General features: G+C 32.2%; 23 protein-coding genes and 1 tRNA gene. 6 read left to right on the top strand and 18 right to left on the bottom strand.

What is annotated here, in order from left to right; all coding sequences use genetic code 11:
• Nucleotides 1-134: 134 nt before the first annotated feature.
• Nucleotides 135-650 carry a CvpA family protein gene (locus BM246_RS13805; protein ID WP_042496865.1) on the bottom strand — a complete coding sequence of 172 codons (516 nt, stop codon included), beginning with the start codon at nucleotides 648-650 and terminating at the stop codon, nucleotides 135-137.
• Nucleotides 651-797: 147 nt separating this feature from the next.
• Between BM246_RS13805 and BM246_RS13800 the strand changes: the two genes are divergently transcribed.
• Complete coding sequence (locus tag BM246_RS13800) at nucleotides 798-1,154, top strand: hypothetical protein (RefSeq protein ID WP_042496862.1); 357 nt, start codon at nucleotides 798-800, stop codon at nucleotides 1,152-1,154.
• Between the two features lie 152 nt (nucleotides 1,155-1,306).
• Here BM246_RS13800 and BM246_RS13795 read toward each other — a convergent pair.
• Nucleotides 1,307-1,379: transfer RNA gene (locus BM246_RS13795), tRNA-Gln, on the bottom strand.
• Between the two features lie 161 nt (nucleotides 1,380-1,540).
• Here BM246_RS13795 and BM246_RS13790 point away from each other — a divergent pair.
• Together BM246_RS13790 and BM246_RS13785 are read left to right on the top strand one after the other, a co-directional pair.
• Nucleotides 1,541-4,924, top strand: a complete 3,384-nt coding sequence (locus BM246_RS13790; RefSeq protein ID WP_074938699.1) for a glycosyltransferase family 117 protein — start codon at nucleotides 1,541-1,543, stop codon at nucleotides 4,922-4,924.
• A gap of 3 nt (nucleotides 4,925-4,927) precedes the next feature.
• Nucleotides 4,928-5,590 carry a polysaccharide deacetylase family protein gene (locus BM246_RS13785; protein WP_042496860.1) on the top strand — a complete coding sequence of 221 codons (663 nt, stop codon included), beginning with the start codon at nucleotides 4,928-4,930 and terminating at the stop codon, nucleotides 5,588-5,590.
• Here the strand turns inward: BM246_RS13785 and BM246_RS13780 are convergent.
• From BM246_RS13780 to BM246_RS13735, 10 genes are all read right to left on the bottom strand, one after another.
• Nucleotides 5,587-6,231 carry a hypothetical protein gene (locus BM246_RS13780; protein WP_074938697.1) on the bottom strand — a complete coding sequence of 215 codons (645 nt, stop codon included), beginning with the start codon at nucleotides 6,229-6,231 and terminating at the stop codon, nucleotides 5,587-5,589. The two genes, BM246_RS13785 and BM246_RS13780, sit on opposite strands and share 4 nt — an antisense overlap.
• Nucleotides 6,232-6,496: 265 nt before the next feature.
• On the bottom strand, nucleotides 6,497-7,075 hold the full coding sequence (locus BM246_RS13775) for a PhnA domain-containing protein (protein ID WP_042496858.1): 579 nt from the start codon (nucleotides 7,073-7,075) through the stop codon (nucleotides 6,497-6,499).
• A 130-nt stretch (nucleotides 7,076-7,205) separates the two neighbouring features.
• The gene (locus tag BM246_RS13770; RefSeq protein ID WP_074938694.1) at nucleotides 7,206-8,027 is read right to left on the bottom strand and encodes a hypothetical protein; all 822 of its coding nucleotides are present in this window, start codon (nucleotides 8,025-8,027) and stop codon (nucleotides 7,206-7,208) included.
• Between the two features lie 152 nt (nucleotides 8,028-8,179).
• Nucleotides 8,180-8,545: an MmcQ/YjbR family DNA-binding protein gene (locus BM246_RS13765; protein ID WP_074938692.1), complete on the bottom strand. Its 366-nt coding sequence runs from the start codon at nucleotides 8,543-8,545 to the stop codon at nucleotides 8,180-8,182.
• 21 nt (nucleotides 8,546-8,566) lie between these two features.
• Entirely contained in the window at nucleotides 8,567-8,968 is a 402-nt protein-coding gene (locus BM246_RS13760) for a GNAT family N-acetyltransferase (protein WP_074938690.1), read from the bottom strand.
• Nucleotides 8,969-8,980: 12 nt separating this feature from the next.
• Nucleotides 8,981-9,589: a DUF4230 domain-containing protein gene (locus BM246_RS13755; protein WP_074938688.1), complete on the bottom strand. Its 609-nt coding sequence runs from the start codon at nucleotides 9,587-9,589 to the stop codon at nucleotides 8,981-8,983.
• Between the two features lie 45 nt (nucleotides 9,590-9,634).
• Complete coding sequence (locus tag BM246_RS13750) at nucleotides 9,635-10,387, bottom strand: cyclase family protein (protein ID WP_042504450.1); 753 nt, start codon at nucleotides 10,385-10,387, stop codon at nucleotides 9,635-9,637.
• 14 nt (nucleotides 10,388-10,401) lie between these two features.
• On the bottom strand, nucleotides 10,402-11,634 hold the full coding sequence (hemW, locus tag BM246_RS13745; protein ID WP_231961868.1) for a radical SAM family heme chaperone HemW: 1,233 nt from the start codon (nucleotides 11,632-11,634) through the stop codon (nucleotides 10,402-10,404).
• Nucleotides 11,635-11,643: 9 nt separating this feature from the next.
• Nucleotides 11,644-12,213, bottom strand: a complete 570-nt coding sequence (ruvC, locus tag BM246_RS13740; protein WP_042504451.1) for a crossover junction endodeoxyribonuclease RuvC — start codon at nucleotides 12,211-12,213, stop codon at nucleotides 11,644-11,646.
• A complete protein-coding gene (locus tag BM246_RS13735; protein ID WP_074938686.1) occupies nucleotides 12,210-12,848 on the bottom strand; it encodes an outer membrane beta-barrel protein in 639 nt (212 codons plus the stop codon). The genes ruvC and BM246_RS13735 overlap by 4 nt, the downstream gene beginning before the upstream one ends.
• 142 nt (nucleotides 12,849-12,990) lie before the next feature.
• On the opposite strand from BM246_RS13735, the gene BM246_RS13730 reads away from it, so the two are divergent.
• Both BM246_RS13730 and BM246_RS13725 read left to right on the top strand, forming a co-directional pair.
• Nucleotides 12,991-13,911: a hypothetical protein gene (locus tag BM246_RS13730; protein ID WP_231961863.1), complete on the top strand. Its 921-nt coding sequence runs from the start codon at nucleotides 12,991-12,993 to the stop codon at nucleotides 13,909-13,911.
• Nucleotides 13,908-15,032: a glycosyltransferase family 2 protein gene (locus BM246_RS13725; protein WP_074938682.1), complete on the top strand. Its 1,125-nt coding sequence runs from the start codon at nucleotides 13,908-13,910 to the stop codon at nucleotides 15,030-15,032. Before BM246_RS13730 ends, BM246_RS13725 begins: the two co-directional genes overlap by 4 nt.
• A gap of 38 nt (nucleotides 15,033-15,070) precedes the next feature.
• Here the strand turns inward: BM246_RS13725 and BM246_RS13720 are convergent, their stop codons facing one another.
• From BM246_RS13720 to BM246_RS13710, 3 genes are all read right to left on the bottom strand, one after another.
• Nucleotides 15,071-15,547 carry a hypothetical protein gene (locus BM246_RS13720; RefSeq protein WP_042504459.1) on the bottom strand — a complete coding sequence of 159 codons (477 nt, stop codon included), beginning with the start codon at nucleotides 15,545-15,547 and terminating at the stop codon, nucleotides 15,071-15,073.
• Between the two features lie 163 nt (nucleotides 15,548-15,710).
• A complete protein-coding gene (locus tag BM246_RS13715) occupies nucleotides 15,711-17,315 on the bottom strand; it encodes a M56 family metallopeptidase (RefSeq protein WP_074938680.1) in 1,605 nt (534 codons plus the stop codon).
• Nucleotides 17,312-17,677 (bottom strand): BlaI/MecI/CopY family transcriptional regulator, encoded by a 366-nt coding sequence (locus tag BM246_RS13710; RefSeq protein ID WP_042496832.1) that lies wholly within the window; start codon nucleotides 17,675-17,677, stop codon nucleotides 17,312-17,314. Before BM246_RS13710 ends, BM246_RS13715 begins: the two co-directional genes overlap by 4 nt.
• Before the next feature lie 140 nt (nucleotides 17,678-17,817).
• Here BM246_RS13710 and BM246_RS13705 point away from each other — a divergent pair, with 140 nt between their 5' ends.
• Complete coding sequence (locus BM246_RS13705) at nucleotides 17,818-18,321, top strand: DUF456 domain-containing protein (RefSeq protein ID WP_042496829.1); 504 nt, start codon at nucleotides 17,818-17,820, stop codon at nucleotides 18,319-18,321.
• A 267-nt stretch (nucleotides 18,322-18,588) separates the two neighbouring features.
• Here the strand turns inward: BM246_RS13705 and BM246_RS13700 are convergent, their stop codons facing one another.
• The 3 genes from BM246_RS13700 to BM246_RS20010 form a co-directional block, all read right to left on the bottom strand.
• The gene (locus tag BM246_RS13700; RefSeq protein ID WP_042496825.1) at nucleotides 18,589-19,263 is read right to left on the bottom strand and encodes a helix-turn-helix domain-containing protein; all 675 of its coding nucleotides are present in this window, start codon (nucleotides 19,261-19,263) and stop codon (nucleotides 18,589-18,591) included.
• 9 nt (nucleotides 19,264-19,272) lie between these two features.
• Nucleotides 19,273-21,006: a tetratricopeptide repeat-containing sensor histidine kinase gene (locus BM246_RS13695; RefSeq protein WP_052415300.1), complete on the bottom strand. Its 1,734-nt coding sequence runs from the start codon at nucleotides 21,004-21,006 to the stop codon at nucleotides 19,273-19,275.
• Between the two features lie 163 nt (nucleotides 21,007-21,169).
• Nucleotides 21,170-21,337: a hypothetical protein gene (locus BM246_RS20010; RefSeq protein WP_159019090.1), complete on the bottom strand. Its 168-nt coding sequence runs from the start codon at nucleotides 21,335-21,337 to the stop codon at nucleotides 21,170-21,172.
• Nucleotides 21,338-21,535 lie beyond the last annotated feature (198 nt).

The raw sequence follows: 21,535 nt of genomic DNA, 5'->3' as shown, positions 1-21,535 counted from the left end.
ATACAACTTCAAGATGTAAAGATAAGATTATTCTAAAGACTAAAAACAAAGATTTTCGCTTTAGCAATTAATACCGATTATCTTGGTAAATTTCAATTATTTGTGACGCTTTTTCGTTCTGAAAATCAGCTAAATTAAACTTCAACATCAGTCTCTTCAATATCTTCTTTGGGTGTTAAAATATTTGGAAAAATCATAGGCACTAAAGATTTCACCGGCATATAAAGCATAGAATCTTCCACATTTTCTTCTTCTACAAAAGTAATTGTACTATTCATTCTATCGAAAACTATTAAAACCACACTTAAAATAACTGCAATTTTTAAAGCTCCAAAAACGCCACCCGCTAATTTATTTATAATACCGAGTGCCGCAAAATCGGCCAATTTAGTTAAGGCTTTACCAGCAAGTGAAATAGCCAAAATGATAACAACAAAAGTTATAGCAAAGGCGGTAATACTAATGGTTTTTTCATCCCAATCGGTTTTAGTATTTAAAAATTCGGCAGCAAAATCACTAAAATGGATAGCTCCATAAACTCCAGCCACCAAAGCAACCAGTGAGGCAACCTCAACAAAAAGCCCTTTCATAAAACCACGAACCAAGCCAAATAGAATTAATGCGCCTAAAACAATATCAATAACACCCATAGTAACAATTTAATGCAAATATAAAATAAAAGAATTTACACACTAATCCTGCTGATACAAACAATAACGGCAAATGGCCTACTATGTTATCTTAGAATAACAAAAGGTTCGTTAACTTTGCCAAAAATTTCAATTCAAAAACTAAAAATGGCAAGAGACGAAGAATTAAAGGAACGCTGGAACTTGGTTGTTAAAAAACTATCTGATCAATTTGCAGATGGAGACACCTTAGATCTTGACGCTATTATATATTTAATAGGCGTACAAGAACTCGGACAATTGGAGCGCGCTTTTAAAAAAGATCAAAAATTAGACTTAATGCATATTGCTATTTGCAAATTATTAATGCCTTACGGATATTACCAACTCGATTTTGTAGATAAAGATGGCTGGCCACATTACACAGCGCTAGAAGCTTTACCACATTTAAAGGCTGGCGAACAAAGTGTTTTAATGAAAGAAGCTATTGTAAATTACTTTCTAGAAACCGAGTATATTGATTAACTCTTTTTTTAAATTTCAGCAAAACCAATTGCTAATTATACTTTTAAAGGCTCCATAAATTTTACATGGAGCTTTTTTTCATCTGTAAAAACTCCAAAAGTAAAGCACAAAAAAAACCCCAATTACTTTCGTAATCAGGGTTGGTTTCAGAGTTGGCCCACTAGGGCTCGAACCTAGACTCTTCTGCACCAAAAACAGACGTGTTGCCAGTTACACCATGGGCCATTCTTTATTCGAGACGGCAAATTTAGAACTTTTTTTCCTTTGTGCAAACTTTTTTAAATTTTTTTTCAATTATTTTTTTGAACACTTAACGTTTCCTTAAAAACATAAGGTATTAAGTATTTATTATTAAATTCGCCAAAGCAATTAATGTATAGATTTTTATGGCAAATTTTAACTTTAAAAAATGGAATACCGTTTTAGGATGGTTCTCTTTTTTAATAGCACTTATTACTTATAGCTTAACTGTTGAGCCAACAGTGAGTTTTTGGGATGCAGGGGAATATATTTTAACTTCTTCTAAACTACAAGTTGGCCACCCACCGGGAGCGCCATTATTTCAAATGTTGGGTGCTTTTTTCTCCATTTTCACATTTGGAAATAATGCTTTAATTGGCTGGATGATGAATATGATGAGTGCTGTTTCTAGTGCATTCACTATTCTTTTTATGTTTTGGACCATAACAATTCTATTAAAAAAACTGGTTACAGCAGATGGTGAGATAAATAAAAACCAAGCTTATGCCATTTTAGGTAGTGGTTTAGTTGGTAGTTTAGCCTTTACTTTTACCGATTCGTTTTGGTTTAATGCTGTAGAAACCGAAGTTTATGCCATGGCGACATTAATTATGTCTGTTTTATTCTGGCTAGGCTTACGTTGGGAACAAGATATGGATAACCCAAGAGGAAATCGATGGCTTATTTTAATTGCCTTTGTTATCGGACTTTCTTTTGGAGTTCACTTTATGGGCTTATTAACCATACCTGCCATAGGGTTGGTTTACTTTTTCAAGAATTATAAAACCGTAACTATAAAAAACTTCATCATTGCAAATATAGCTTCGGTTGGTATTTTGTTATTCGTTTTTAAACTTTTGGCTCCTAATATTCTTAAAATATTTAGTGCTTTCGAAATATTTTTCGTGAACACTATTGGCTTGCCTTTTAATTCAGGGTCTATTATTGCAGGCTTACTACTTGTTGGCCTTATTACTTACGGCTTAAAATACACTAGAAAGAAACACTTTGTACATTTAAACACAGCTATTCTTTGTTTAACCTTTGTTATTATTGGTTTCTCTACGTGGTTAATGTTACCAATTCGTGCGAATGCTAATGTGGTTATTAACGAGAACAACCCATCGAGTGCTAGAGAATTGTTAGCGTATTACAACTTAGAACAATACCCTGAAACACACTTGTTTTACGGACCTCAATTTACAGATCAATATGCTTATTTAGATGAAAACAATCCGTACATAGACGACAAACCTAAGTATGAGAAAGATGAAGAAAAAGGGGAATACGTTGTTGTAAACGATTGGAAAAAAGCAAAACAGAACTACAACTCTAAACACGCTTCTATTCTACCAAGAATGTGGAGTGCCGAGCATGCGGAAAATTACATGATGTTTTCTGGCTTTTTAGATTTCAAAGTAAAACCAGATGCGCAAAACACATATTACAGAAGTGCTATTAACGCTGGAGCAACCGAGGAACAAGCTAAAACTTATGCCTTAAATCAAATTACAAAATATAAAGCCCAACTTAATGATTTTAAAAATCAGGTGGCACAAGGCAATGTAGATTACGAAGATTATAACAACTTCTTGAAAAAGGAAAAAAGTTTAATTGAAGTTGAAAAACCTTCGATAATTAGTAATGTTATTTACATGTTTGAATACCAATTGGGTTACATGTACTGGCGTTATTTTATGTGGAATTTCTCTGGAAGACAAGATGATATTCAAGGCCGTTATGATAATCACGGTAACTGGATAACAGGAATTAAATTTATTGACGAATGGCACTTAGGCTACTCTCAAGACCACTTACCTAGCGATGTTAAAAACAACAAGGCGCGAAATGCATACTACATGCTACCGCTTATTCTAGGTATTATCGGTTTATTCTTCCTTTACAATAAAGACAAAAAATTATTTTGGGTAATGCTTGTATTCTTTCTGTTTACAGGAATCGCCATACAAGTTTACACAAATGTACGTCCGTTTGAACCACGTGAGCGTGACTACTCGGTTGTAGGATCTTATTACGTATTTGCTCTATGGATTGGTTTTGGAGTTTACGCATTGTACGATTTCTTTAAAACATATTTACCAAAACAACTTACCGCACCAATAGTTACTATAGCCTGTTTAATTCTAGTTCCTGGAATTATGGCTGCTAGCAACTGGGACGATCATGACCGTTCTGGAAAATACACTGCCAATGCTATGGCTAAAATGTATTTAGATTCTTGTGCAGAAAATGGTATTCTATTTACCATTGGAGACAACGATACATTCGCACTTTGGTATGCTCAAGAAATTGAAGGTTACAGAACCGATGTACGTGTAGTAAACACAAGTTTATTCCAAACCGATTGGTACATCGACCAAATGAAACGCAAGGCTTACGAAAGTGACCCTGTACCGTCTCAATTAACGCACGATTTATACAAATACGGCACTAACGATTATATCGTGATAGAGCCTGTAACTAAAGATACCATTGAGGTGAAGCAATTCTTGGACTTCATTGCAAGTGATAATCCTAAAACTAAATACAAATATGTTTTAGAGCAGCAAGGTGTCGATATTTCTCAAGTAAGAAGACAAGATCTAAAAGCTAGTTATTTACCTACCGAAACATTACGTCTGCCGGTAAATAAACAAAATGCATTAAACTCTGGTATTGTTAAACCCGAAGATGCTGATAAAATTGTGCCTTATATAGACCTTACAATTAAAGGCGGTGCGCTATACAAAAACCGTTTACTTATGTTAGACATTGTAGCTAACAACGAATGGAATCGCCCAATCTATTTTACAGGCGGAAGCTTTGGTGACGATGATTATATTTGGATGAAAGATTACCTTCAACTTGATGGTATGTGCTACAAACTAGTACCTATTAGAACGGAAGTTGATAGATCGAACCCGTTTGATATGGGACGTGTAGACAGTGATTTGATGTATGAAAAAGTTAAAAAATGGGATTGGGGAAATAGCGGAAGTCCAGATATTTACCACGATGTTGAAACTCGTAAAAACTCAATTACATATCGTGGAAATTTAGCACGATTAACCGAGCAATTAATCAATGAGGATAAAATAGATAAAGCTGAAGAAATAGCAGATATAGCTATGGAAAACATGCCTGTTGAATTCTTTGGTTATTACACACTTTTAGAGCCTTACATTAGTGCTTATTACGAAGTAGGAAACAAAGAAAAAGCGCAACGTTTATTTAAAGAAGTTGCTCAAAAATATCAAGAAAATTTAGTATATTACAGTAAGTTAAAAACAGATAAACAAGAACGTTTATTTGAAGATATTTATACCGACATACAACGCTACAAAGGCTTAGTTGATGTTTTAATAAAATACGACATTCCTTTTGCAGAAACTGAAGGCGATATTTTTAACGACCACCTAAAAATGTTTAAATATTTTTATGGTGACAGTGACCAAGATGAATACGCTCCAGAAGAAAACCAAGATATTCCTGCAAACGTAAGCACAGATACCATTGAACCTATAGAATAAGGCATGACCTTAACACCTGTAAAAACACCATTTGTTATAAAAAAGATGTTCCCAAATTATATTTGGGACATCTCAACAAATGAAAAAACAATCTATCTTACTTTTGATGATGGTCCAACACCAGAAATAACAAATTGGACCCTAGATACATTAAAAGCTTATCAAGCGAAAGCTACATTTTTCTGTATAGGAAATAACATTGAAAAGCATCCTGGAATTTTCCGTAGCATTATAGAAAACGGGCATGCCATTGGGAACCACACTCAAAACCATGTTAAAGGTTGGAAAACTAAAACAGCCGATTATTTAACTGAAGTTGATGCCGCTGAGAATAACATTCAAAAAGAAAAAGCTCAACAGCACACTGCAATACCTAGCGATATTAAATTATTTCGCCCTCCTTATGGTAAAATAAAACGAGCACAAGGCAAACAATTAATTAAACTTGGCTATAAAATAATAATGTGGGATATTTTATCTTTCGATTGGCAAAACTCAATAAGTGAAGCAACTTGCTTAAAAAACGTTATTTCAAAAACAAAAAGTGGTAGCATTGTTGTTTTTCATGATAGCTTAAAAGCTTCAAAAAACATGCAATACACACTCCCAAAGGTTTTAAAACATTTTAGCGAGCAAGGTTATCAATTTAAATCTTTAGCCTTTTAAGACTTCACTACTAGTTTCAGTTTTCTTTTCCAATATATAATATATAGTGTCCCGATAATGGTTGGCAACGTCCAAGCGACTATATTGCCCATGCCCAAACCAGCAACAATAAAAGCTGTAATGGATGCAATTAAAGCACCTATCATTTTTCCGATATGTAATCGCAACCAAGTATTCTTAACTTTTTTAGGCGCTTTATAGAATCGAAAATCTTGAATACTCATAAACAACCCAAAACCACCAAAGAATAGAAACAGAACACTCATAGAAGAATCATTTAGAATGCCATAAGCACCATTTAAGATCATTAATACCGAAAAGCACACCATAGAACCCGAAATCAATTTATCTTTCATGTCAGTCTCTTTTTTTGTTTTAAAAGTTAATGCACGATTCCCTGCTAAAACGAGATAAATTGTAAATAAGCCAATTAAAAATAAAAACACATTTTCATGATTTGGCATACATGAAATTGGTAACGAAATAGAAGAACTCACTAGCATACCAATAGAAAATAGTTTCCCCATTTTTTTATGTGCAGGACTTCCCTTTTTTACAATAACACTTCCTATTCCTGTAATTAATCCAAGGCCCCCAAAAAAGGCATGAACGTAAATCAAAATTTTAATTGCTTCTTCCATTTGTAGTTAATTAGTTTTGTTACTTCAAATTTGAGATTATTCTTCAACTTACAGAATTTTTCATTTCCCAATTGTATTTTTTTTGAGACTCAACTGTCAATTTTCATATAAAACAAAAAACATTACACCTTTTAGAACATTGTAGAAAGCCGGCATCAATAAGACATATTTGGTATTCAGAATAAAACAGAAAAAAACGGTTAAAACTTTATTGAAATTATCAATAAAACTTTAACCGTTTAAATATTTGTAAGCTGAATAAAAATTATGTTTTCTTCACATACTTTGTAATAATTACAATTTGTGTTGGTCCAACTTTACCTTCTATAAACTCAGCATTTTCATGATCTAGCCTAATATTTCTAACAGCTGTACCTTGTTTGGCAACCATGCTAGAACCTTTTACTTTTAAATCTTTTATTAACACTACATTATCTCCTGCTTCTAAAATAACACCGTTTACATCACGATGAATAATTTTACTTGCTGCATCTTCATGCTCTCCAGTAGCTCTTGCTAAAGCCATAGCATCATCATCAAGATACATCATATCCAATAAATCTTTTGGCCAACCTTCATTTCTTAATCTTTGTAACATACGCCACGCCATAATTTGCACAGCAACATGCTCACTCCACATACTATCGTTTAAACAACGCCAGTGGTTAGCATCCATATCTACATCACCGTTAATTTGATCTAAACAAGTTTTACAAACCAAAACATCGTTCCCTACATTTTCGTTCAACGACGGCGGAATTGTATATTGGTTTAAGTCTTCTTTTGAAGTACATAATTCGCAACTAGAATTGCTTCGCTCTTGTAATGTTTGTAAAACGCTCATAAGTATAATTTTGATTTTTGCAATAGTACAGCAAAATCGAGGATTGTACAAATTTAGGATTCTGTAATATTTTTATTAAATAAAAAAGAACGCATAGCGCGTCCTTTTTTTATATTGTAATACTAATTATTTATTTTAAAAGGTCGTGGATAAAAGTATACACATAATCTCCATGAACACCCGTAAAATAAGTATTCCACGTTTCTAATTTAACCTTATTCTCTTCACTCCTTGCATAACCAGCTTTAAACAACTCATCATCTTCATCAAACATTTTTTCTATATCTTCCAGTGAATCTAAGAAATAAGCCTCTATATATTCGGTTTTATCGGCTCCCCAAGCATGAACATAAGGAAAATACCCCTTAATATATTCGTTTTTTTGAGTGATTATTGTGTTACCTTCTAATCTTAAGTCCTCAAACTCTTTCATAGTCCCATCTTTTGGAAATGCCAAATAACTTTTTCGAACGTAAAGCACCATGTCTTTATTTGGTCTTTCAGTTAAAAACTTTGCCCCAAAAAGCGGACTATAAATCTCATCGGAATGTTGATTAGAATAGTATGAATTTAAATTTTGCAAAAATGCTTTTCTTTCAGCTTCATCTGGCCAAGCCTCTTTTTCAAGCTCAGCACTTCGTTCTACTTGCTTGTCTATATCTTCCCAAGAAGCGTAACTCATAGAACTTAAAACTTCAGTATTATCGGGCGTTAAGTTGTGTATATATGTTGAAGCACTCAAAATATATTCATTTTTCTTGATTACTTTGTCTAAGTATTCTTTTTCAGCAGCCTTCCATTCGGACATTTTAAAATCTTTTTTATCGAGATTCCAATGACTTTTAGTTACTGTAACATACTTTACTTCTTTTTTTTCTTGTGCTTGGAGAGTTGGTGCACAAAACAATAACAACACAACAATTGTAGCGAATAATTGATTCGTTTTTTTCATAATCTGTTAATTTTAAAGTTAATATAATGGTTAATTAATTACGACTTTAAGGCTTAGAAGCCTAGATAGATTATGCTAAAATTTTATTGCGAAGAGAGATATATATTCACACAAACATACAACAAAATAACTAAATCACAAATACATACATTTCAATCAAGCAACGAGTTTCGCACTTTTTTACTCATTCCTTTTAAGACCATATCGTAAGAATGATCGATAAGTTTATAGATAAATTCAGGAGATAATTCTCCTTCGTGCATATAAATAGTATTCCAATGTTTTTTGCTCATATGAAATCCTGGGCGTATACTTTCATATTCCGCGCGCAATTCTTGGGAGTATTCAGGATCTGCTTTTAAGTTTATGGATGCTTCGCCACGCTCCCATTTTGACAAGCCCGCCAAAACAAACATTTTTCCCAATACTTTAAACACCAAAGTATCTTTATCAAACGGAAAGTCTTCTGTAGTTCCTTTTTTGCTCAAGCAGTAGTTACGGAGTTGTTCAATATTCATTTTAATGGTTTTAAGTTGAAATTATTTCAAAATTCGCTCCATTACTTTTTCTGGACTCCTTAGCGTTGTAAACCCAAACTGTTTATACAAACCATGAGCATCGGCCGTCTTTAACATCCATACTTTACATGATTTTAATTCTTCGGCTTCATGTATACGTGCTATTAATGCTTTTGAATAGCCTTTTCCGCGATGTTCTTCAAGAATAAAAACATCCATTAAATAGGCGAAAACCGTATAATCTGTGGCTACTCTTGCAAAACCAATTTGCCTATCATCTAGATATACACCAAAACAAAAACAATGTTCTATTGTTTTTTTAACCTCAGCAACCGTTCTGCCTTTTGCCCAATAAGCGTTGGTGATAAACTGATGAATAACATCTATTTGAAGTTTACTTTTATCTGTTGAAATTTCAATCATGATGAAATCAATTTATTTAATCAACTTTGTCCCCTTTTCTTCAATTTTTAAAGCTGAATAATCCAATTTCCATCCAATAGTTTCAACTATAGTTTCCATAAGTAAAATGGTTTCTAAAGCTTCTTTTTGAGCTATTTCTATCAGTCCGCTTTGCGGTACTTTCTCTTGTATATGTAATTTGGCCTCTTGGTGTAAACCAGTTAAATCTGAAGCTTCAAAACGATTAAAAATGCCATCAGATTTATCGTAATAATTTAAGTTAGTTTCTATCGATAAAATTTCAGGTTGTGGAAAATGTTCTAAAACAATTTTTTTATTTTCAGTATCGGCCTTTAAATCAATTTTAGCCAAATCGTACCCCACATGGGCTTTAGCATTAATAATTACCAAAGCTTTTTTTCGGCTACTTACCAATTTCAAAAAACGTTCTTTCACATCTTCATAATGGTAAATTTCAGCAAAATCACCTTCAACAGTAATAAACTTGCACACTTTTTTAATTTTATCTAACAATAAAACCGACTGTGCGTTTACCAAACTTTTCTTTTTGATCGATTTGGTATAAGTTACCACGCCCATTGTTGTTAAAATGCCAATTATTATACCTAAAAATGCTTCCATTAATTCGTTTTTAGTTTTTTGAAATCAAGTTTTGTTCCAAAATTATTAAACTGGCTCCGCTTTATATAAAATAGGTTTACTTGGGCTTGCATCATTCTCAAAAGATGCTATTTGTAGGTTTAAAAAATACTCGCCATCTTCCACGCTATTATCTACATAAATAAATTCAGTTATTGTAGCGTCCATTCGTAATTTTCCGCTGGTATTCCAAAAGGCATTATGCGATAAAAGCTCGCCTTCATCCTTTTCCTTATCAACACTTGGCAAATCTACCAATAAATGTTTCACCCCCTTTTCACGCAAGTAAATAGCGGCTTCTTCTAATATATAAGTTGGGTTTGTGTTAGAATATTGACGCGATAATTTCCCTTTTGTATTTGGCAAAGTACGTATTATTACCGCATCACGTTTTTTATTCCCTAAAGCATATTGTAGTTGCTTTTTAGAAATTACAAAATCGTCATCTAAACGCTCTGGCGCTACAGTAATAACCTCTGCCAAAAAGAAAAACTGCTTTAAATTTTGGTTAATAGAATGTACCTTTTCGGTAATATGCCCAACGCATTCGGTATGCGTACCATGCGCATGCGGATTAAAATTGATGTTATTAAAATTAACAGCCGCACCTTCTTTCACACTTGCAATCCACTCGCCATCCACAGCAGGCTCAATTTTTGGGCCATCGATGTACCATGCATTTACGCTGTTACTAGAAGCCTGAATTGCGATTGAAATATCTATAGGCTTTTTTAAATCTATTTGAAGTTTTCTGGAATTATATTGAATTGTTGTTTGCATATCATCAAATATAGTTAAATCATAAATAATTCGGAAGCAATTCCGTCAACAAGAAACTTACCTTTTTGGGTTGTTTTCAAAATTTGGCTACTCGCGTTACTTTTTAAATCGGTATCCAATTTACTTTGAGACATTTGCTCTTTTTTATTAGAAATAACTAACAAGTCTTCTTTTATAAATTTATCTGAATATTTTTTTAAATGCTGAAGAAATACATCTCCAAATTCAGCCTGAACTCTGTTAAATGAAACACCCCAAATGGTTCTCAAACCCGTCATTACGTATTCATTAAATTGATCTTCTTTAGAAAGGGTTTCTACGGTTTTAGGTAATTCATTTTTTTGAATTGCCTGTATGTATTTTGTATTATTAGCCACATGCCAGCTACGTTCGTTTCCATAAAAAGAATGTGCCGACGGACCAATACCTAAGTACGGCTTACCTTGCCAATAACTGGTGTTGTGTTTAGAGAAGTAATTAGGTTTCCCAAAGTTTGAAATTTCATAATGAACAAAACCATTCGCTTCCGTTTTTTCAACCAAATGGTTAAAATGTTCTAAAGCTAAAGCCTCGTCTATTGGCGGGTAGCTTCCGTTTTTCACAAACGTATCTAAGCCCGTTTTTGGTTCTACCGTTAAAGCATAACTAGAAATATGATTAATACCGAAATTTAAAGCAATCTCTAAGTTTTCGTTCCATTTTTGTAAACTCATATTTGGAATTCCGTAAATTAAATCGATAGTAATATTATCGAAATACTTAGTTGCTTCTTCCAAACAACGCAAGGCTTCTTCTTTGTTGTGAGCACGATTCATACTTTTTAAATCGTCTTCGAAAAAAGATTGAATTCCAATGCTTAATCGATTTATTGGGCTTTTTGCTAATTGAAGAATAACTTCTGTTGATAAATCGTCCGGGTTAGCTTCCAAAGTTATTTCCGGATTGTCTACAACTTTGTAATTATTATAAACTGTATCTATTAAAAGCTGAATTTCTTCCGTAGATAATAAACTTGGTGTTCCTCCTCCAAAATAAATGGTTTCTACGGTAATCGCATCAAATTTGCTTGTTCTTAATTCTAACTCTTTTACTAAGCATTGAATTAATTCATTCTTCTTTTTTAATGATGTAGAAAAATGAAAATCGCAGTAAAAACAAGCCTGTTTACAAAACGGAATATGAATATAAATGGCGCCTGCCTTTTGTTCCGATGTCTCGGAATTGCCACTGTTTTGAGTTTTAGTTATTTCTAGCACTTATTTTTTTAAAGTTCGTTTAGTAACTCGGGTTGCATTCTGTTTTACAAAAGCATCCCAACCGGTGTAACTTTTACCTACTTCCACTCTACTCGAGTTATAAAAATGACAAACCGCCGCTGCCAATCCATCAGTAGAATCCAGATTTTTTGGTAGCGTTTTTAAACCTAGCACACTTTGCAACATTTTAGCAACTTGTTCCTTACTAGCGTTTCCATTCCCAGTAATGGCCATTTTTATTTTTTTAGGCAAATACTCCGTTATTGGTATTTCGCGACTTAAACCTGCAGCCATAGCTACACCTTGAGCTCGACCAAGCTTAAGCATACTTTGTACGTTTTTACCAAAAAATGGTGCTTCAATAGCAATTTCGTCTGGGTTATGCGTTTCTATAAGTTCTATAGTACGCTCAAAAATGAGTTTTAATTTTAAATAATGATCGCTATATTTTTTTAAATCCAACTCGTTTAATTGCAAAAACTCCATTTTTTTACCAACCACTTTTATAAGACCGAAACCCATAATGGTTGTACCCGGGTCGATACCTAAAATAATTCTCTCCTGCTTCATTCTTCGCAATATTGACAACCACTTAGCGAAATAGATGCACCAAGAGTTATAGTTAATAAATTCCCGTTAAACGCACCAAAACCATCATTTACTGGGTCAAAATCTTTCCTGAATCCTAAAATATAAGCCGTATCTAAATACAGTGATAATTTTTCTGAAACCGCATAATGAAACTCCAAACCTGCCATAGCGTTTAAATAGCTCGTTTTGTTTTCACCATAATCTCCCAATGGTTTTATCATGGAGATACCAGGACCTGCATGAGCAAATACGCCCAGATTGTTATATAAACCTAAAACGTTGGATGCATTGTAAACCAATTGCGCATTAACACGTGTGTAATTGGTTTTAAATTCTGGTGAGTTGTCTGCGCTAGAAAATCGGTTGTAACCCAAATCTAGCTTTAAACCAAATAAAGGCTTAAACATATATTGCAAGCCTAAATTAATAGTTGGAAAATTAACGCTGTTTGCTTCAAAATTAGTTACAAAACCTTTGCTCGACGGACTATTAACACCTAAGGCAAACTGTGCTTTAAACGTGCTAGTATCACTTTGAGAAAAGCCTAAATATGAAAACGAAACAAAAACTAAAGCGATTAGCTTTTGCTTATTTAATTTGAAAATAAGAGCCATGTTATAATATTAATTTAATTTGCACTTTATTCTTCCGGAAAAGTGGCTAAAAACGAATGCGATTTGCCAAACCTAAATGGAAGACTATTTTAATTGAATGCGACTTCACAAAACTAAACAATTCTTTTTTGTGCTCATTAAATTGAGCATAGTTGTTGTCGCTTTTTATTTTATCTATCAAAAATTAGCTTACAACAGTGAACTCAGTTTCTCTAATTTTATTTCATTTCTATCGGCAAAGGCTGTTTTTTCAATTAAAAACACTCTTATTCTATTGATTTTAAGCGGCTTTAATTGGTTTTTTGAAATAATAAAATGGCAAACTCTAATTTCAAACTTAAAAAAAACAAGTTTAAAGCAAGCACTAAAACAAACTTTAGGATCATTAACTGCATCGCTAATTACACCAAACCGTATTGGAGAATATGGAGCAAAAGCCATGTTTTACCCACCCAAATTACGCAAACGTGTTATGCTTACAAATTTAATAAGCAACCTACAACAAATGAGTGTTACCATCATTTTAGGTGCTATTGGTTTATTTGCTTTTATTAATACTTACAATTTAGAAGCAAATTATGGTCGTCTTATTGTAACTGTAGTGATTGGCATAATTACGGTTAGCCTTATTTTGTTAGGATTGGCACAATATGAAATCGGCATAAAATGGACTCCTTTACTAAAGCTAAAAGTATTCATTAAGAACTTTCCAGGAGAGAAAATACGTATTGGTTTTAGTCTTTCTCTTGTGAGATATGCAATTTTTTCATTTCAATTTTTCTATCTACTACAAATTTTTCAAATTGAAATTAGCTATCTAGATAGTATGATGGTTATTACAACCATGTATTTACTCGTGTCTATTATTCCTACAATTTTTATCTTTGATGTTGTGATTAAAGGTAGCGTAGCCGTATATTTGTTTGAATTTCTGGGCGTAAATGATTTGGTAATTCTAAGTGTGATCACCATTATGTGGATTCTCAACTTTGTATTACCAAGCCTTATTGGAAGCTATTTTGTAATCCAATTTAAAATGCCCAAACCCCAAACAAACTCATGATTTTATTAAGCATTTCTATAAGTTTAGTTTACCTCATTTTGATATGGAGGTTTGTTTATGGCTTTGGTAAAATTCCCGATTTTACTTTAAAGAACCTAGAACACACAACTAAATTCTCTGTTTTAATTCCTTTTAGGAATGAAGCCGAAAACCTGCCAAGATTACTAGAATCTATTGAAAACTTAAATTATCCAACTCATCTTTTTGAAATTATTTTTATTGACGATGAATCTACCGATGATTCTTCGGAAATAATAACATCTTTTTTTAAAAAGAAGAAACAGAATTTTAAAGTTATTCCCAACCACCGATTAACACATTCCCCAAAAAAGGATGCTATTACTACAGCTATAAACATAGCCGAACATGAATGGATTGTTACTACCGATGCCGATTGTTTTTTGCCAAAATATTGGTTAGATAGTTTTGATGAATTTATCCAAACCACAAATACAGCATGCATTGCGGCGCCAGTAACCTACAATCTTGAGAAATCTTTTTTAAACGGATTCCAAACTTTAGACATTTTAAGTTTACAAGGAGCAACTATTGGTGGCTTTGGTATTAAAAAACCCTTTTTATGCAATGGTGCCAATTTCGCCTACACAAAAGCCATCTTTCAAACAATAAATGGTTTTGAAGGTAATACAGATATTGCAAGTGGTGATGATGTTTTTATGCTAGAAAAAATTGCTAAAAATCGTGCCAACGAGCTTCATTATTTAAAATGCGAGCAAGCCATAGTTAAAACAAACGCCCAACCTACATGGGGTAGTTTAATAGAGCAACGCTTAAGATGGGCTTCTAAAACTAGTGCGTACAACAGTACTTTTGGAAAAATTACCGGCCTTATTGTTTTACTCATGAATGTTTTAACCATATCAGTAATTATACTTTTACTACTCGGATGCTTCCCTTTAAAAGCCTTGTTTTATGTTTTGGTTATTAAATTCAATATCGATTTTTATTTAATAAGTAAAACAGCTACTTTTTTCAATCAGAAAAAGGTTTTTGAAAGCTATATGCCTTCATTTTTTATCTATCCGTTTTTTAGCGTGTACGTTGCGTTCTTATCTATTTTTAAAACCTATAATTGGAAAGGCAGAACCTTTAAAAAATAAAGACTCCGTATTCTAGTTTGAAATTGGTTTGTAAACGTTTACTGAATATCTATAATAATTGGTAACTGAAATTCAGTTTTAACTTGTTGTCCACGTTTTGTTGCAGGAAAAACAGGAGGTAATTGTTCTAAGCTTTTATACAGCAGCTTTTCTATTTCTGGTATTTCACGGCGGGTTACAGAATCTATTTTAGCATTACTTAGCTTTAAATCGCCTGTTTCCGAAACTCGAAAACTTAAAATAATAGTATCGCTAACATCTTTAGTGACCACAATTTTTTCGCGTTGTAAAAACTCCCAAATATGCAGTGTTAAAACATTTTCAAAACAAGATTTTTTATCGGTTTTAGTTTCTACCGAATCGCATTCCGAAAAACTAGGATAAGCATCAACATCATTCCAATTAAAGGTTTGTAGTTCCTCTTTCAAAATGGCTTCTGATGATGTTTTTTTCACATTAAAATACTCGCAAGAGCAAAGCATTAAAACAGATAGAAAAACACAAATTTGTTTCATAGATTAAAACTAAAGCCGAAAAGTACGATTTTTTTGGTTTTTAAACTCTTTTTGTTCAAAATAAGGCACTTAATAGCGATGTATGGCGTTTTATTTCAAAAATTAGAGCAAAATAAAAACCGAAGCTCCCACTTCGGTTTTAAAAATAGTATTGATTTTATTTTTATTCCTGCACTTGAAAAACTATTGGTAATGAATAAGGTACATTTACCTTTTTACCTTTTTGTTCTCCGGGAATCATTTTAGGTAGTGTTTTTATAACTCGAATGGCCTCTTCAGATAATTCTGGATGCGGTGCTCTAGCTCTAACATCGACAACATCTCCTTCATTATTTATTTTGAAAATTACATTAATTCGCTGTCTACCTTTCAACCCTAAATCATCAGCTAAATCAGTATTAAAATTTTGAATAACTAATTGTTGAACTCCTTTGGACATACACGCTTTTCTATCAGCGTTAGACTCTAAATCTTCGCAACCTGGAAACATAGGTACTTGGTCGATAATTCCGAAAGGTATTTCAACATCCTTTAAAACATCAGCAAAAAACGGATCATTAAACCCATCATCACTAGTTAAAATTAATAAACCTTTTAAGGCTTTTGTTTCCGCTTCGCTAACTTCACCTTTAGCTTGAATTTGCTCAAAGACATAAGAAATTTTTTCGGTTAGTTTAGTTTCATCTTTATTTGCTATAAATTCTTGCACATCATTTACCAACGAGCTACTTAACCCAGAACCTTTAACAGTTTGAAGTAAAAGATCTAATCCTTTTTCTTCCTGATCACTAATATCACCTTGAATTTGTATTTGATATTTTACTTCGTTAACTGTTTTAACTAACTCTGTTTCTTGATTATTGTCAGGACTAATTAATTCGGGCACTTCTTTCTCTCCAATATTATCAGCACATGAGGTATAAACCAGCATACCGAAAACCATAGGAACTAACAGTGCATACTTAAATAAATAAACTTGTTTTGATTTTGATTTTTGTAACATAACGATTCGTTTTTTGATTAATGATTGATTAAAAAATGGATTGATGAATGATATTTTTTTGGTATCGAAAACTTGAGCCAATAAGCTTTGATAATAAATTGATTTCTCTTCTATTTTTACAGCTTCCGCATCGGCGATGAACTCGTGCAATTCTGTGATTCTACTTTGATAAATATAAATTAACGGATTGTACCAAAATAGAACGCGTAACAATTCAAAACACATTAAATCTAGACTATGCCAGTGTTTTACATGTATCTGTTCATGTTTTAAAATGATTTCTTTTTCTTCGCTACTAAGTCTTTCTCCTAAAAAAATGTATTTAAAAAATGAAAACGAAGCACTACTATTTAAAAGTTTAACTATAATAAATTGGTCTTTATACTCCTTAGGATTTGATTGAATTAGCCTTACAAGTTTACTCAGCTTATAGATAAACAATAATACGACTACTCCAACACCAACATAAAATATTAATTCTAAAACAGAAAAGCTAGAAGGTAAAATGGTTTGATTTATTTGTTCGGCTTTAACATTTGCTTGTGTTTGCCCCAAAATAACTGCAGGCAACCTAATGATATAATTTTCTGGAACAACATTTTTAAAACTTTCAATTTCCACGACAGGAATCACTAACGACATTAACGCCGTGACTATTAAATAAAACCTATTCCAATTAAAAAAGGTTTCTTTCTTTAAGAACACATCGTAAATGAGTAGAAAGAACACCTGAAAAGCAATGGTTTGAATAATATAATGTATCATGATTTATCCTTTTTATTAATCTCGCTCAACACCGATTCTAACTCGTTTAAACTGATATCATTTTTCTTCATAAAGAAAGACACCATGCTTTTAAATGATCCTTGAAAATAATTATCGACTAACTTATTTATAGATTGATTACTATAATCCTGTTGTTGCATTAACGGAAAATACACATGGCCTTTTCCTGCTTTTTCATAATCTACAAAACCTTTACTTTCTAAAATACGCACAATAGTCGATACTGTATTATAAGCTGGTTTTGGCTCTGGAAACTCCTCTATTATTGCCTTTACGTTGGCTTTTTCTAATTGCCACAGTATTTGCATAATATCTTCTTCTGCCTTAGTAAGTTGCTTCATTTTTGATAAGAATTATTTATTCAACTAAAAACTTAGTTCAACAAATATAACTAAATATTTAGTTCAAACTAATTTTTTAGTTTAAAATGTAACATTTGGCATAATATTTCGTCTTATTACTAGAAAACATAACACTTTATATGGATATTATTTTAATTATTATTGCCACTCTTTTTATACTACTAGGTATTATTGGGAGCTTTTTACCTGTTTTACCTGGACCAATAACTAGTTGGTTTGGACTTTTAATAGCACATTTTACGGATGCTGTGCCCATGAATAAATCTTTTTTAATTACAACATTGCTTATCGCGATTGCCATTTGGGTGCTCGATTATATTATTCCAGCTATTGGCACAAAACGTTTTGGCGGAACTAAATATGGAGTAATAGGTACAACGGTAGGCCTTATTGTAGGTTTATTTGCTCCTATCCCGGGAGGAATTATTATTGGCCCTTTTTTTGGAGCTTTAATTGGAGAACTTATTAATAAAAATGATGCTAAAACCGCAACAAAAGCAGCCTTTGGATCGTTTATAGGTTTTTTAACCTCAACATTTATAAAGTTTGTTGTTGCTATTATTTATTTAGGTCTTTTTATTGGGATATTAATAGACTACGGAAGTGCTATTTTTGCCTACTAAACTATTAAACAGAAGAAACCCTGTGGGTCTCTCACCTCCACAGGGTTTATGTAAATTGCTATTATCAACAAAAAAATTGAGGGATTAATTAATTTTCGAAGTGTTGATGCATCAAAGATAAAAATATTTTTTCTTTTCAAACTGAGGGAAACCCGTAATGGATTTATAGACAAATACGACAAATGAAGTATAATGCTACTTTCGGGAATAAAAAAAATTTAAATTTTTACTAAAAAACTTATAAATTTAACACTTACGTAAGAAAAACTATACAAATCCTTTTTTCCTCGCTTCATTCAGTAAGGTCTCATCCTGACCATCTTGCACATCAAAAATGTCTCTTAATTGCCTTTTACGCTTTTCTACAGCACTTAAAGAGATGTCTAAATGTGATGCTAGGTTTTTAGTTTTTACACCTTGTGATAATAAATGAAGTATTTTTCTATTCTTATCATCAATAACAATATCACTAACAATAGATTTACGAATATGGTTATTAACCGTACCACTATAAAAAGGCGGATTATAAATTACAGCCTGAAAAGCACTAGCCAACTCACTCGATGTTAAATCACTTTTTATTAAAAACCCTTCTGGATCGATGGTTTTTATAATATTATGTATTCTAAAAGACTCATTAAACATGGTTAGAATAATAATTTTAGCTTTTGGTAATACTTTTCTAGCGTATTCGGCTAAGTCTTCTCCAGAACTCATAATACCATCTTTAGAAGGCGGTATACTAATGTCTACAAACAGTACATTATAGGGTGAGTTTTTCTCAACGGCCTGATCCATATACATAATGGCCTCATCACAATTATTTGCAATATCTATTTCTAATTCTTGATTTTCTTTTTTAGTAAAAAGCAATGTATTCTGATACCCTTCAATAATCATCGGGTGATCATCGATCATTAATATTTTTAATTTTTCAATCATTTTTCTTGGTTAGATCATTGGCACCTCAATCATTACAGTTGTTCCCTGGTTTTTAATTGAAGTTATTTTTAATATACCGTTAATTTCGTTAATCCTTGAGTTCATGTTTTTTAAACCAATTCCCGATCTTGCTTTCTCTACATCGTAACCTGAACCGTTGTCTATAATCGACAAGCAAATTACATCATTTTTTAATTCTAAACTAATATTTACATGTTCTGCATTGGCATGTTTGTAAATATTATGCAATGTTTCTTGTATAATTCTGTATATGTGTATTTTCTTTTTATTGTTCACATCGTCCCAACTTATGGACTCATCGTGCTTTAAATCATAACCTAAACCGTAAGCCAATGTTTGGGTTTCCACAAGTGTTTTAATAATATCTATAAATCCTGAACCGGAAACAAAATCTGTATTTAACTCGTGAGATACTTTTCTAATTTCTTCTTCAATGGTTTTTAACTCGGTTATATATAAATCTCTCGATTTAATGGCTTCTTCGCTATTATTTCTATTCAAACTATCTAAACTTAAACGAGTACCAAATAAGCGTCCCAAAACACCATCGTGGAGTTCTTGAGAAATACGTTTTTTTTCTAAATCTCGGGCTTCTTCTATACTTTCATTTTGAGAAAGCATGAGATTATAAATTTCTTCGTTTGTTTCTTGTTGTTTTTGAACAAATTTTAGTTCGATATTATTATTTCTCTGTGTTATTACGAGATATAATAAAAATGAAGATATTACAACAACTACCGATATAATAAAGAGCCACATACGCTCTTTAGTTAGTTGTATGTTTTCTTTTTCTTTCTGGCCTGTTTCAAAACGAATACGTGCGAATTTATTACGAATGGCACGTTCATTTTTTTGTAGACTATCGCTTAATTTAATATAAGCGTTAAAGTGCTCTACAGCTTTGTGATCTTCTTCTATTTTAGATAGCAATAGTAAAGATTTTAATAAATCGTCGGTATAGTATTTTTCTGAAATATTTTTTGCTCGGTAAGCATAATATCTAGCAGAATCAACATTTCTTTTATTATCAAAGTAATACTCTGCTAAATGTTGGTTTATAATTATGGAATAGTAATCGTCTTCACCGACACTATTACTAACTTTTAGGGCTTTGTGATATAGTCCTGGAAGTTCTCTTAAGTTACCAGAAAGAAATCGTGTATGCGCATAATTATCAAGCACTAATGAAAATATCCGTGGACGTTCTTTAACAAGATCCTTATTGGATAAAATTTCACTGTAATAATTTAAAGCTAGATTATACTGCTTATTCTTTTTATAAGTATTGGCTAAGTTGTTTTTAGAAGCATCAATACTGCTTTTAACATTTAACCTATATTTTAATTCAAGTGATTTTTTATTATATTCTATTGATTCATCAAATTCATCCAGTTCTTTAAAAACAATACCTAAATTATTATAAATATAAGACTTGGTTTCTACAACCGATCTAGTTTCATAAAGAGGTTCTAACAAAGCTATAGCTTCAAAACTAGCAACCTCACTACCTATAAAGTCTTTTTCATTTTTTAATATAACAGCAACACCATAAATAGTACGCGCTAATTTTAAATTATCACCTAAGTTCCGATATATCTTTTCAGCTTTTTGGTAGTAAAAGTATGCACTATCGGCATAGGTAGTACTCTTTCTAAATGTCTGAGCTATTAAATAATCGGTATCCGCAATTAAAGAAGAATCCTGTTCTTTAATGTTAAACATGGTTTTCTTTAACGAATCTATTTCTAAAAATGCATCTTCCTGCTGGCAAAAGGAAAAATTACAGATAAATAATATTATAAATATACTGAGTCTCAACAATAATGCATTTTATGATTACTTCAAATGTATTATTATTTTCTTAGTTGATTAAATTTTTAACTAGTTATTCGTCGATGTCACCACCTGTAAATTCGTCAATATCTCCGCCTGTATCGTTTACTTCCGTTTGGTCTCCTGCTAATAAGCTGTCATCGTTTAAATCTTGCTCTGTGCATGATGTGAATACGGTTACTAATAATGCTAATAAGAATGTGATTTTTAATGCTTTCATTTTATATATGTTTTTAAGGTGAATTTTTTATTTGTTAATAATGTTCTACTCGTCGATGTCACCACCTGTAAATTCATCAATATCTCCGCCTGTATCGTTTACTTCCGTTTGGTCTCCTGCTAATAAGCTGTCATCGTTTAAATCTTGCTCTGTGCATGATGTGAATACTGCTACTAATAATGCTAATAAGAATGTGAT

The sequence above is a fragment of the Algibacter lectus genome, from assembly GCF_900112395.1.
Lineage (GTDB): Bacteria > Bacteroidota > Bacteroidia > Flavobacteriales > Flavobacteriaceae > Algibacter > Algibacter lectus.
Note: the sequence above shows the minus strand (reverse complement) of the source record. Positions and strands in the feature narration are given on the sequence as shown.